Source organism: Streptacidiphilus sp. P02-A3a, from assembly GCF_014084105.1.
GTDB lineage: Bacteria > Actinomycetota > Actinomycetes > Streptomycetales > Streptomycetaceae > Streptacidiphilus.
Genome location: NZ_CP048289.1, coordinates 3318409 through 3331027, shown reverse-complemented (window position 1 = coordinate 3331027; position 12619 = coordinate 3318409). Strand labels below are relative to the sequence as shown.

The window sequence follows — 12619 nt, the reverse complement described above, 5'->3', positions numbered from 1 at the left end:
TGTCGACCATGGTTGTACAACCTGGGTCCGATGCCTCGGGGAGGATCACATGACACGATCGGCACATGCCAGCCACACCGCCTCTGCCCCTGCTCAAACGTGTTCCCGCAGGCGCGTGGACGGCCCTGGCCTGGGGGGCGGCCACCTTGTACTCGATCATCACGTTCGCGCTTCCACCAGAACCCTCCCCCTTCGAACGCGTCTGGAGAGGATGGGCCCCCGCACAGCTGTCCTGGCCGGGCCTGGCACTGGCCACCGTTTTGGCGCTGGCTGGCAGCAGCCTGCTACACCGACAACCGCTGCCGGCTCTTGTCCTGCTGCTCGCCGGTTCGGCCGCCGCGGCGGTGGCACTGGATTCGACGCAGATCAACTTCCTGCAGTTCCTGGCGGTCGACGTCGCCTTGTACTTCATCGCCGCCACCCGACCGCGCGCGACCTCGATCGCCACCGCCGCCCTGGCCCTCGGCGTGCTGCTCGGCTACGCGCTGGCCCATGTGCCGTTCGCGATTCCCAACGGCACCACCGAGCTGTTGGCCGTCGCCCTGACGGCGCTGGTCGCCTGGCTGGTGGGCAATTCGATGCGGCAGAGCCGCGACTACGCCCAGAGGCTGCACGCCCAGGTCGCGGCCCAGGCGGTCACCGCCGAACGGCTCCGGATCGCCCGCGAGCTGCACGACATGGTCGCGCACAGCATCGGCATCATCGCCCTGCAGTCCGGTGCGGCAAGCCGTGTCCTGGACACCCAGCCGGCCCGGGCGCGCAGCGCGATGGTGGCCGTCGAGACCGCCAGCCGCGAAACGCTCGCGGGCCTGCGCCGGATGCTCGGCGCGCTCCGCGACGCCCAACCGGAGCCTGCGCCGTCAGGCCCGGCGTCGGGCCTAGCCGACGTCGAGCAGCTGGCCGCGGCAACGACCGCCGCAGGCGTGCGCGTCGAGGTGAAATGGCTCGGGGAGCGGCGCCCGCTTCCTGTGGACATCGACCTGTCGGCCTACCGCATCATCCAGGAGTCGGTCACCAATGTGGTCCGCCATGCCGGAACCGGATCCTGTCAGGTGTCCATCGACCACCGAGACGAGGAACTGGCCATCGAAATCCTCGACAGCGGGCATGGCCGCGGCGCAAACACTGCGGGCACCGGCTTCGGCCTCGTCGGGATGCGCGAGCGCGTCAGCCTGCTGCACGGAGACTTCAGCGCCGAACCGCGTCCCGAAGGCGGCTTCCGCGTGACGGCCCGCCTACCCCTGCCGGTGGGGCGCTGATGACGATGCGCATCATCCTGGCCGACGACCAGCCCCTGGTGCGCGCCGCCCTGCAGATGGTCATCACCGACGCACCCGACCTCGACGTCGTCGCGGAAGCCGGAACCGGCACCGAGGCAGTCAAACTCGCCGAGGAACTCCAGCCCGACGTCGTGGTGATGGACATCCGCATGCCCGGCATGGACGGCATCGAAGCCACCCGCCTGATCACCACAGGACCCAGCACGGCCCGCGTCCTCATGCTGACCACATTCGACGACGACGACTACGTCTACGGCGCACTGCGCGCCGGCGCGAGCGGTTTCCTCGTCAAGGACATGGCTCTGGACGACATCCTCGCAGCGATCCGCATCGTCGCCGCCGGCGAGGCGCTGATCGCCCCCAGCGTCACCCGCCGCCTGATCGCCGAGTTCGCCAGCCGCCCCACGCCACCCGAGCGACGTGCAATCGAGGGCATCACCGAACGAGAACGCGAGGTACTGACCCTCGTCGGACGCGGGATGTCCAACACCGAGATCGCCGCCGAGCTGTTCCTGAGCGTGACCACCGTCAAAACGTACCTGACACGGCTGCTGGCCAAGCTCGGCGCCCGCGACCGGGTCCACCTCGTCATCATCGCCTACGAATTCGGCCTGGTAGCACCGTCCCACTGAGCGGCGCACATGCACCGCGCTCCAAGCGTCTGCCGCGGACAGCCGCTGGACCACGTCCGCCGGCTCCCAAGCCCGGCGCATACGTTGGCCCGACCACCGGCGCCCCGCTTTGTGCGGCATGTGCCGGGTCTCACCGGGCCGGGTTGGCTTCGGCCGACGCCAGACCGTCCTGAGTAGGCGGTCCGCGCCACGATCCCCATCAGCGAGCGCTCGGGCATCCGCGAGCGGATCGCCTGCTCCAGCTTCTTGGCCGAGGCCCGCGGATCGTCGCGCTTGCGCCGGTTCAGCGTCGGCACCCCGGTTGCCGGGTCGATGAACAGGTCCTCGTTCTCCGGGTACCCGGAGTCCGCGGCTGCCGCCGCACCGGTGAGCATGGTCTCCAGCTGGGCGCGGAACTCGGCCGCGCCGAACAGCGATTCATCGCCCTCCTCGCGCAGGCCGACCTCGACCAGGTAGGCGGGCAGCTTCGCCTCCACCTCCGCCCAGGGCAGCAGTTGCTCGCTCCAGTCGGCGTACTCCTCCGATCCGACCACCGCGACGTCCCCGGTCCGCAGCTCGTCGGCGAGGTTGCAGAACACCATCGCCTCGAAGTGCCGGCGCACGAAGGAACCCGGCCGGGACCGGTCACGGATGATCTTCTGCCAGTTCTGGGTGGCGAACGAGGTGTCCACCGGCTTGCCCGCCTCGTCCAGGACCGGGATGTAGTCCCGCGAGGTCCGGTGCCGCTTGGCGTGGGCCAGGGCGTCCAGCACCCGGGAGTCCTCGCTGGTGGCGGTGAGCTCCAGCTTGTCGGTGAGCTCGAACATCACCGCCCGGTCCCGCTGAAGGTGCCCGTACAGCAGCGGCCGTCCAGGGCCTTCAGTGCGTCCCGGGTGAGGTCGGCTGCCCTGGCCTGGGCCTCCTGGGCGGGACCGCCCGCGTCGACCTGCAGCAGCAGGGTGCGGTAGTTCGCCACCAGCGCCTCCACGATGGCCTGCTGGTGCTTGCGGATCTCCTCCAGCTCGTCCCGGGACTTCTTGACCTTGATGGCCGTGCGCTTGCAGAACATGTGTCGCCAGGTCGTCGCGCGCCCGCATCCTGGCCTTGTGCGCCAGGCAGGCCATCACCGCCACCCGCTTGACCACGGCGTAGTCCCGCAGCACCCCGGCATCGGCCGCCGCAGCCTCCCCGGCGAAGTCGGTGACCTTCCCCGAGGCCACCCCGTCCAGCCACAGCGCGGTGTCGCCGAGCTCATCGACCCACGCCAGCTGGTTCATCTGGTCCTTGAAGTGCGACCAGGTCGCCCGCTGGGCGTGCTGCTTGAGCCGATTGAACGGCGACTTCGCCCCGGGCACCAGGACGTCGAGGTCCAACAGCCGCAGCAGACCCGCGCGCCGGTCCTCGCCCACGCACTCCCAGATGCCGCTGCAGATCCCGGTGTTCACCTCGGCGCGCACGGTGGAGGCCATGTGGTCCAGGGTGGAGAACGCCGGCAGCTCAAGACCTCCCTCCACCAGCTTCTCCAGCGCCACGTTGATCAGGTCCGCCGGGTTGTTCTTCGACGCAGCCTCGGCCCGGATCGTCTCGCGCGCCAGCTCACGGGCCCGCTTGCCGTCGTAGCGCACCCCGGCCCGCTGACGCACCAGCGTCCGGTGGTTCTTCGCGGTCTTCTCCGAGGCGTAGAACGGCTTCAACATCAGCAGCAGAGCGAGCTGGTGCTCATTGGAGTCGGTCCGCTCGATCGACGTCAATCATGCCTCATACGACCCGGTGCCAACAGTGGACGCGGGCGCAACACGCCCCACGCGCGGGCATCGTTGCGGCTTGACCTCGCACGTGGGAGCGAATCGCCATACTCATGACAAAACAGATCACCAGGTGATAGCGGGTCTGGCTGCGAGCCCCGGAACTGCCGCCATGGGCTTCAAGATCACGCCATGGCCCCTTTGGCTTTACCTTGGCTGGACCCCAGGTAGGCCGCGCCCAGCAGCGGGGCCCGGGCCGGGAGCAGCGCGGGCACGATCGCGGTGCCGCCGGTACCGGGTCCGGCCTCGGCGACACCCGACCGGATCGGGTCGGCCAGCAGATCCCAGGCCCCGGCGATCGAGCCGCCGATCACCAGCACCGAGGGCGCGAACGCCGCCAGGCAGGGGCCGAGCGCCGTTCCCAGCGCGTGGAACGTCCGGGTGAGGACGCCGAGCGCGGTGGCGTCGCCCTGCCGGGCGCGCTCGGCGATCTCGCGGACGTCGGGCGCCGCCGACAGCCCCGCGGCCCGTGCGTACGCTCGCCGCAGCGCGTGCCGCGAGACGGTCTCCTCAAGCGGCCTGCCCGCGTACCGCAGCAGGTCGACGCGGCCCTCCGGCGGAATGCCGTCGCCCTGCCGCAGCAGCCGCCCGTCCCGCAGGAAACCGGAGCCGACGCCGGTCCCCAGCGTGACACCGGCGACCGAGCGGTGTCCGCGGGCGGATCCGGCCCGCCACTCACCCAGCAGGAAGGCGTCCGCGTCGTTGCAGAACCGCACGCTGCGCGCCCCGGGCAGCCGGTCCAGCAGCGCGGTGCGCAGGTCGAAGCCGCGCAGCGCGTCGAACTTGCCCACCCCGTGGAACCGGCCGACGCCCCGGTCGTAGTCGAACGGGCCGGGCAGGGCGACGCACCAGCGGCCTCCGCTGTCGGCGGGCAGGAGTTCCGCGCAGCGGACCAGCGCCCCGAGGATCTCCTCCGTGCCTCCGCCGGAGTCCAGCGGCTCGCGGAACGGCCGACCGAGGACCACGCCACCCGCGCCGACCTCGGCGCGCGCGGCGGTCACGTGGGTGCCGCCGATGTCCATGACCGATATCGCGGTCCGCTCCCCCGGGGTCACCGGACGAGGGCCTTGAGGTAGCGGACCGGGGCGGTCCCCAGCGCGCGGACCCGGTAGCCGCCGACCGCCGCCGGAACAGTCAGCGTCTCGGCGTAGGCCAGGGTGTACCGGTGCCCGCCGCTGGTCTCCACCGCGATGCCCTCGCCCGCCACCACGTTGAGGACGTGGAAGCGGTGGTCGGTGGCGTCCTCCAGGGTCCCGGCCACGTCCAGTTCCAGGCGCCGGACCTCGAAGAACATCTCCGGGAGCCGACCGATGAGGTCCTCGCGCCAGCCGTCGCCGGAGCGCAGCGTCCTCGGCCGCTGGACCAGGTCGCGTGCCACCGCCTCGCCGGATCGGGCGGGATCCAGGTTCTCGAACGCGTGCCCCACGTGCACCGGGCGCTGCCTGCCGTCGCGGTCCTCGCGCAGCCAGTCGTAGAACCGCAGGCTGTACAGGTACGGGGTCGCGCTGATCTCCAGGACCACGTTGCCCTCGCCGCTGCCGTGCGGCGTACCGGCCGGGATCAGGAAGAGCTGGTGCGGTTCGGCGGGGAAGGTCTGGACGTAGCGCTCGACGTCGAACGGGACGCCCTCGTGCACCGCCCGGTCGGCCTGCTCCCGGAACGCGTCGATGTCGGCGTCCTGGCGCAGCCCCAGGAAGACCCGGCGGTCGGCCCCGCCGACCATCATGTAGTAGGTCTCGTGCTGGGTGTACGGCCAACCGAAGACCTGCCGCATGTAGTCCGACCGGGGGTGGCAGTGGACGGACAGGTTGCCGCCCCCGACCGTGTCCAGGTAGTCGAACCTGACCGGGAACGAGGTGCCGAAGGTCGAGTGCACCTCCTCGCCGAGCACCTCCTCGGGGTGGGTGGCGACCAGCACCTGGAGCGGTACCTCGACCCGGGCGCCGTCCGGGGCTCCGAGCAGGATGCCGCTCTCGGGTGCGATGAGCTCGTAGCCCAGGGCGGTGTTGGCCGCCGCGCGGTTGAAGCCGAGCTGCTGCTGGGCCCAGTGCCCGCCCCAGGAGGTCGTGTTGAACGTCGGGCGGGTGCGGAACGGCCGGGCGGCCAGCTCGGCCAGGGCCTGGCGCAGCGCGGGCCCGTCGAGCCAGGTCGGGGCCTGCGGCTCCTGGGTGTCCAGCCAGAGGTCGACGTCGGCGATGACGGCGTCGCGGTGCCGGTCCAGCACCGGCCAGTCGATGTAGAACAGGCGGCGGGTGGTCCCGGGCCCGGTACCGGTCGGCTGTCCGAGGTTGCGGCCGGTACCGGCGGAGATCCCGGCTTCGGCGTACCGCTTGGGCAGGTCGGCGTACCACAGCGTGTCATGGGCGGCCAGGGCCGCCCCTGGCCCGAAGACCACCGTGACGGTGTCGGCCGCCACAGGACCGGCTGCGGCCCCGGCCCCGGCTTCGGCCCCGGCTTCGGCCCCGATCTCGGGCAGGCCGGTGAGGAAGGCCGCCAGTCCGGTCTGTGCCAGCGGGGCGAAGTCCGGGTCGTCCACCAGCACCGAGGACGCGGTGAGGGCGAGGATGTCCGGCCAGGCGGCGAGGTACTCGCTCATGTCGATCTGCCTCAACGCCAGTTCACGGTCGGTCAGGGCCTCGCGGATCCCGCGGACGACCTCGGTCCAGTCGACCGCCGCGGGTCCGTCGACGGCGAGCACCCGCCCCGGAGCGAGCCGGGCGACCGCCTCCCGGTAGCCGGATCCGACCGCTGTGGCGACGGCGTGGCAGGGTTCGGCTTCGTAGCCGCGAACGGATGGCATCTGGGGTGCCGCCCTTCTGAGTGGGTGTCGGGTGGTGTCGGGTGGTGTCGGGTGGGTCGGCCGGGCCTCAGACCGCGGGTGGGGTCCGGGTCACCGGCAGCGAGATCCACGAGCTCCGGACCGGGTCGTGGTGCACGGTCTGCCACGCGGTCGCGGCGGGCAGGTCGGCGCGGTCCCCGAAGGCGCCCGGATTCCGGTCCCAGCGTGGGAAGTTGCTGGAGGTGACCTGGACCCGGACCCGGTGGCCCGGGAGGAACACGTGGGCGGTGGACCACAGGTCGATCCCGTGCGCCGTGGGACCGGCGCCGGTCCGGCGGACCCGCAGCACGCCGTCGGTGAGGTTGCGGGAGACGCCCGCCGGGTCCACGTCGCACAGCCGGACGACCCAGTCGGTCCCGGGCGCGGTCGAGGCGGCCACGAGTCCGGCGCGTACCCGTCCGATCACCTCGATCGGATCGGTCAGCGGCTCGCTGGTGTACACGAGTACGTCGGACCGGCTCTCGACGGCGCTCTGGTCGACCGGTCCGGCGGGGAAGTCCGGGGTCAGCAGCAGCGCCCCCCGTGGGTGGGCACCGGGTCGGCCGGGTCGTGGCGGAAGCCGTCGGGCGGCTCGTCGGTCTCCGGGGGCCTCGGCGACAGGCCGCCTCCGGCGCGCAGGTACCAGCGGCGGTCGGTCGCGGGCGGCGGCCAGCGGTCGAGGCGGCGCCAGCGGTTCACGCCCATGACGAAGACCAGCACCGGCGGGTGGGGACGCGGCGTCGGCTCCGGCGCGAGCCGGGCGTCCAGCCAGTCGAGTTCGCGGGAGAGCAGGGAACCGCCTCCGGCGACCGCGTCCGCTCCGGCCGTGGGGCCGAAGTCGGTGCCGCCGACGCGTCGGCCCCGCTCGCCGTGGGACCAGGGGCCGACGATGAGCTCCGCCGGGTGCCCGGCGGCGCGGGTGGCGGTGTGGTTGTCCAGGCTTCCCTGGAGGAAGGCGTCGTACCAGCCGGCGACGGTGAGCGTCGGTACGGTCACCCCGGCCGGTTCCGCGGCGACCCGGGGCAGCGGGGCGGCGCCGGGCCGTCCGGGCACCGGCAGCCCGAGGGCGCGCAGCCCGGGAAGGTCGTCGCTGGGGAGCTCCCAGTAGCCGTGCGTCCGCAGGGTGTCGTACGTCTCGGCCAACTGCCGCAGGGCGCACCGCAGTCGGTCGGGCCGGTGGCGGTGGCGGCGGCGCAGCACGTCGCCGCCCAGGGTGAGCGACCACTGGGCGACCAGGCCGAGTTCGCCCGCGCCACCCCGGGCGACCAGGCCGTCGTACGGGTCCGACCAGGTGAAACCGGGTACGGCGGCGACCAGTTCGGGCGGGGCCGAGTCCAGCGCCGCCCACTGGGTGTGGCCGAGGTAGCTGGGGCCGTACATGGCCACCCGCCCGTCGCAGCCGCGCAGCCGGGCGGCCCAGCGGACGGTGTCGTGGCCGTCCTGCCGCTCGTGGACCAGCGGCTGCCAGCAGCCGTCGGACCGGTGCCGACCGCGGACGTCCTGGATGACGACCAGGTAGCCGCGGGCCACGGCCGCCTCCGGGTCGAGCAGGGCCAGCACCTCCGGGTCCCGCTTGCCGTAGGGGGACCGCACCAGCAGCACCGGCCAGGGACCGGGCGACGACGGCCGACGCACGTCGGCGCGCAGCACGGTGCCGTCGCGCATCACCGCCTCGACGTCGGTCTCGACGGGTACCTGGTGGGCCACGGCTGCTCCTTTCGGGGTGCCCCGGGGGACGGCGGGGGGCGGACGGCGCACGGCGGGGGGCGCGCCGGGGCACGGCGGGGGGCGCGCCGGGGCGGATGCGGCCGGGTCGCGGCCCGTCGCACCCGCTCCGCCGCTCTTCGGCGGGCCGGTTGAGCTCAGTTCGGCTCAGCTCAGCTCGGCTCGGCTCAGCTCGGCTCGGCTCAGTTCGGCCTGGCTCGGCTCAGCTGATCGAGAGGTCGTCGATGTAGCCCCGGTACCCGCCGGTGCCGCTGGGCTGGTCGTAGCCGACCAGGATCCGGTCGACCTCCTTGTTGGCGTTGTCGGTGCCCAGGTTGACGGTGACGTGGTTCCACGCGTCCAGGGTGAGATGGCCGCACTGGTCCGCGGGGTGGATCCCGTTGCCGTTCTCGTCGACGGCTCCGGAGTCCCGCAGTGTGCTGCCGTCGCTGAAGACCAGGTCTACGGCGACGCAGCTGCTGTCGTCCGATCCGGCGGGGACGTACGGCGAGGTGGCGTTGCTCTGCGGATAGATCCAGTAGCCCAGGGTCTTGCCGCTGCCGATCGCCAGCGGGCTGCCGCTGAGATCGAAGACCTTCAGGTAGGCGTGCGGGTCGCTGCCGTCGGCGGAGCCGGAGTACATCAGCGAGCTGTTGCCGGTGTGGGCGGTCTCACCGGTGCGCACGCCCGCCTCGGGCCCGGCCACGCCGCAGCAGAGCGCGGTGACGTTGTTGTCGCCGCCGCCGCTGGTGTCGACGGTGTCGGTCCAGGTCGGGGCGGTCTGACCCGACTCGAAGCCGGTGCTGAAGCTGGTGCTGGTGGTGGTGTCGGCGGCCAGGGTCTGGCCGAGCTCGGTGGTGATCGTCGCCAGCGGGGTGCCGGCGGGGGCCAGCTCCAGGGTGTCGCCCACGCTGGTGGCGATGGTGATCCGGCTGCCGGACACGGTGCCGGTGTCGGTGCCGTTGCGGTAGACCTCGACGTTCTGGCCCGGCCACGGGTTGCTGAGGACGAAGTTGCCACCGGCCTGGCTGTTGGCCTGGAGGTACTGGACGGAGTTGCCGACCATGCTGCTGGAGACCAGGAAGTCGCCGTAGGCGAGCAGGTCGCCGAACCGGGCGTTGGTACCGGCGGGCCAGTCGGCGAAGACCTTGACGTCGTTCTGGAACGATTGCAGCAGCATCTCGTCCAGGCCGGAGGTCACCACGTTGATGTTCTCGATGCCGCCACCGCTGTGGTGCACGGCCATGTTGTCGTAGCTCTCGTTGGTGGCCTCGTCGTCCAGGTTGGACAGGATCGTGGACGGGTTGTAGCCGACCCGGGCGGCCGCCGCGTAGAAGGTGCCCGGGGCGTTGCCGCCGTTCCACGCGTTGGTGAGCTGGCCGATGGTGTTCCGGGCGTCGGTGAGCAGCGCGGACGAGCTGTCCAGGCCGATCTGGCTGCCCGGGTAGACGGGTTGGATGTCGACGTCGTTGCCGTCGTTGACGAAGCCCGCGCCCTGGGAGGTCTCGCTCAGCACGGTCTGGCCGTTGACGGTGGTGGTGGGCTGCGCGGCCAGGTGGGAGTTGATGTTCTGCCAGGTGGTGCGGGTGGTCGCGTCCTCGTTCAGGGCGGTGCTCATGTCGGTCAGCCCCTGGAACAGCAGGTGCACCAGGGCCAGCGAGACCGAGCTGTTGGTCTGCGGGTAGGCGTCGTCCTCCTGCGGCGCGTCGTTGTCGATGTCGTAGGTGCCGGTCGAGTCGAGGGTCAGGTAGTTCTGCCAGAACAGCCCGACCTGCTTCAGGTACGGGTACACGGTGGCCGCGTAGGTCGCGTCGTGGGTGTACTCGTACTCCATGACCATGTCGCTGGCGAGGTAGGCCGCGTTCGACTTCTGGTTGTGCAGGTTGGTGTCCGCGCTGGTGCCGTTCGGCGAGATGCCGACCGGGTAGAGCACGCCCTGGTAGCCGTCGGCGGTGGCCAACGCCTCACCGGCGGACAGGTACTGCAACACCGGCTGGGCGTACGGGGCCATCTGGGCGATGTGGTTGGTCGACAGCGCCGCGTAGAACGGCACCTCGTAGTTGTAGTTGGTGTGGTAGTCGCCGTTCCAGTTCATCGCCTGGGGGATCCAGTTGCCCCACAGGCCGGGCGCGTAGTCGCCGGAGCGGGAGACGCAGCCGAGCAGGTACAGCGATCCGTACCAGCTCTTCTCGACCGACTTGTCCGGGATCTCGACGTAGGACTGTGACCAGTAGCTGGTCCACCAGGCCTCGTGCGCGGCCAGCAGGGTGTTCACGTCGGACTGGGCGAGGCTGCCGACCATCGAGTCGGCGGTGGCCTGGTAGGTCGAGGAGTCGTTGTCGCTCTCGATCGCGGCGACCAGGGTGGAGCTGGTGCCCGGCTGCATGGTCAGCGTGATCGTGTTGCCGGAGACCGACTGGGAGTCGCCGATGGTCCGGGCGGCTATCCGGGCCACCGGGTTGCCGCTGCCGCTGGTGTCGGCCGCCACGTCCGCGTCCAGGTCGTTGCCGGTGGTGGAGACGGTGGGGGTGCCCCCGGCGCCGTTCTGCAGACTGATGGAGATGTTCTGGGCGCTGCCGCCGGTGAGCGTGAACTGGGTGACGAACGTGTTCTGGGTGGCGGAGACCCAGCTGGTGGTGGCCAGCGTGACGGCACCCAGGGTGTAGGTCCCCGAGACCTGGGCCCGGGCGATGTTCTGGACCACGTGGTAGCCGGCCCCGGCCATGCTCGGGGCCGCCACCACGATCCGGCCCAGCGGCTCGATGGCGTGGCCGGCGGCGGAGAAGAAGTCGTTCTTGCCGAGGTAGAACGTCTGGTCGTTGATGGAGCCGCCGACCGCGACCCCGACGTTGCCGTTGCCCAGCAACGGGGCGTCGGTGGTCTCGCCGTTGCCGAGCTGGGTCGGCGGGGTGGTCCAGACACCCGTGTACTGGGAGACGATGCGCGTCGCCTCGTTGGCGGTGACCGTGTCGGCCAGCGCCGGTTGCGCGGCGATGGCCGACAGACCGGCGCCGACCAGCAGACCGGCGGTGACCGCGCTCATCGAACGTCTCAGGAGCAGCCTGAGTCTCATGGGGCGTACTGCCTTTCTTCGCACTGGCTGCGGCTGCTCCCCCGGTCGTGGGCGCGGGGGCGCCGACGACCGGGGGTGATCTGCACGGACCGCCAAGACATCCGATCTTTAGAGTCGGAGAGAGGGGGCAGTCTTCGAATGCAGCCGCTTCTGGGTGGTTTGACCAGCGCGGGCGTGAACGTTCCTGCACGTCCGCAGACAAATCCGAACAGTAACATCGGATGTCTGGGTTGTTTATAGAGGTGCTCGCTCGGGGTTGTAAAGGGGGCCGACCGCACCCCGGCCCCGCGCCCTCAGGGCTGGACCTCCCCCGAGCCGCGCACGATCAGCGTGGTCGGCACGGTCACCGTGCGCACCGGCCGGGCCCGGTCGGCCACCCGGCTGCGGAACAGCTCGATGGCGGTCCGCCCGATCTCGCGGTCGCCCTGGGCGACCACGGTCAGCCCCGGGCGCAGCAGGTCGGAGAGCGGGAAGTCGTCGAAGCCGACCAGCGCCGTGCCGCCGAAGTCGGGGCCGAACTGGCGGACCACCTCGACGGTGGTCAGCGCGTTCCCGGTGACCACCGCGGTGACCCCGCGGGCCCGCAGGAGGCCCAGGGCAGCCGCGATCCGAGCCGGTTCGATCGGCCCGGGGTGGACCAGTCCGTCGAGCGGCTCGCCGATGCCGCGCAGGCAGTCGCGGAAGGCGGTGGCCCGCTCCCGGCCGGTGTGGATCCGCTCGTCGTCGCCGATGTACCCGATCCGGCGGTGCCCCTGCCGGACCAGGTGCTCGAAGGCCGAGACGATGCCGCCCCGGTTGTCGGTCAGCACCGTGTCCACCGAGATTCCGGCGGCGGGCCGGTCGAAGGCCACCACCGCCAGCCCGGAGTCGATCTCCGCCTGCAGGTAGCCGTGGTCCTCGGCGATCGGCTCGATGATGATGCCGTCCATCCGCCGTCGGCACATGGACATGACCGCCTCCAGCTCGCGGTCCGCGTCGTCGTCGGTGGACATCGCCACCACGTTCAGCCGGGCGGCCCGGGCCGCGATCTCCACCTCCCGCAGCACGGGGTGGGTGATGGCGATGTTGCGTACCGCCGCGCCGATCGTGCCGGTGCGACCGCTGCGCAACTGCCGGGCCCGCTCGTCGGGCTGGTAGTCGAGCCGCGCTATGGCCTCACGGACGCGCCTCGCCAGCTCCTCACCGACCGTCGCGTCGTCGTTGACCACCCGGGACACGGTCCGCAGTGCGACCCCCGCCTCCTTGGCGACATCAATCATCGTCGGCCTGCGCGGCCGTACCGGCACCCGCTCGCCTTCAGCGCCTTGGCCAGGCACGTTGCTTCCCCT

7 protein-coding genes and 1 pseudogene are annotated in these 12619 nt (G+C 71.6%); 2 read left to right on the top strand and 6 right to left on the bottom strand.

The window, feature by feature from the left end; translation table 11 throughout:
- Positions 1-65 precede the first annotated feature (65 nt).
- Together GXP74_RS15105 and GXP74_RS15100 are read left to right on the top strand one after the other, a co-directional pair.
- Entirely contained in the window at positions 66-1259 is a 1194-nt protein-coding gene (locus GXP74_RS15105; protein WP_182451993.1) for a sensor histidine kinase, read from the top strand.
- Complete coding sequence (locus GXP74_RS15100; RefSeq protein WP_182451992.1) at positions 1259-1912, top strand: response regulator transcription factor; 654 nt, start codon at positions 1259-1261, stop codon at positions 1910-1912. Before GXP74_RS15105 ends, GXP74_RS15100 begins: the two co-directional genes overlap by 1 nt.
- On the opposite strand, the gene GXP74_RS15095 is transcribed toward GXP74_RS15100, so the two are convergent.
- The 6 genes and pseudogenes from GXP74_RS15095 to GXP74_RS15070 all read right to left on the bottom strand — a co-directional run bounded on the left by GXP74_RS15095 (position 1879) and on the right by GXP74_RS15070 (position 12607).
- Positions 1879-3642, bottom strand: coding sequence for a DUF4158 domain-containing protein (locus GXP74_RS15095; RefSeq protein WP_182451991.1), 1764 nt, complete (start codon positions 3640-3642; stop codon positions 1879-1881). The genes GXP74_RS15100 and GXP74_RS15095 overlap by 34 nt on opposite strands.
- A 179-nt stretch (positions 3643-3821) precedes the next feature.
- Positions 3822-4751, bottom strand: a complete 930-nt coding sequence (locus GXP74_RS15090) for an ROK family protein (protein WP_225447954.1) — start codon at positions 4749-4751, stop codon at positions 3822-3824.
- Positions 4748-6496, bottom strand: a complete 1749-nt coding sequence (locus GXP74_RS15085) for a class I mannose-6-phosphate isomerase (protein ID WP_182451990.1) — start codon at positions 6494-6496, stop codon at positions 4748-4750. Before GXP74_RS15085 ends, GXP74_RS15090 begins: the two co-directional genes overlap by 4 nt.
- 67 nt (positions 6497-6563) lie before the next feature.
- Positions 6564-8179: pseudogene (locus GXP74_RS15080) on the bottom strand (CocE/NonD family hydrolase).
- A 262-nt stretch (positions 8180-8441) separates the two neighbouring features.
- Positions 8442-11261: a hypothetical protein gene (locus tag GXP74_RS15075; protein WP_225447953.1), complete on the bottom strand. Its 2820-nt coding sequence runs from the start codon at positions 11259-11261 to the stop codon at positions 8442-8444.
- Between the two features lie 323 nt (positions 11262-11584).
- The gene (locus GXP74_RS15070; RefSeq protein ID WP_225447952.1) at positions 11585-12607 is read right to left on the bottom strand and encodes a LacI family DNA-binding transcriptional regulator; all 1023 of its coding nucleotides are present in this window, start codon (positions 12605-12607) and stop codon (positions 11585-11587) included.
- Between the last annotated feature and the right edge of the window lie 12 nt (positions 12608-12619).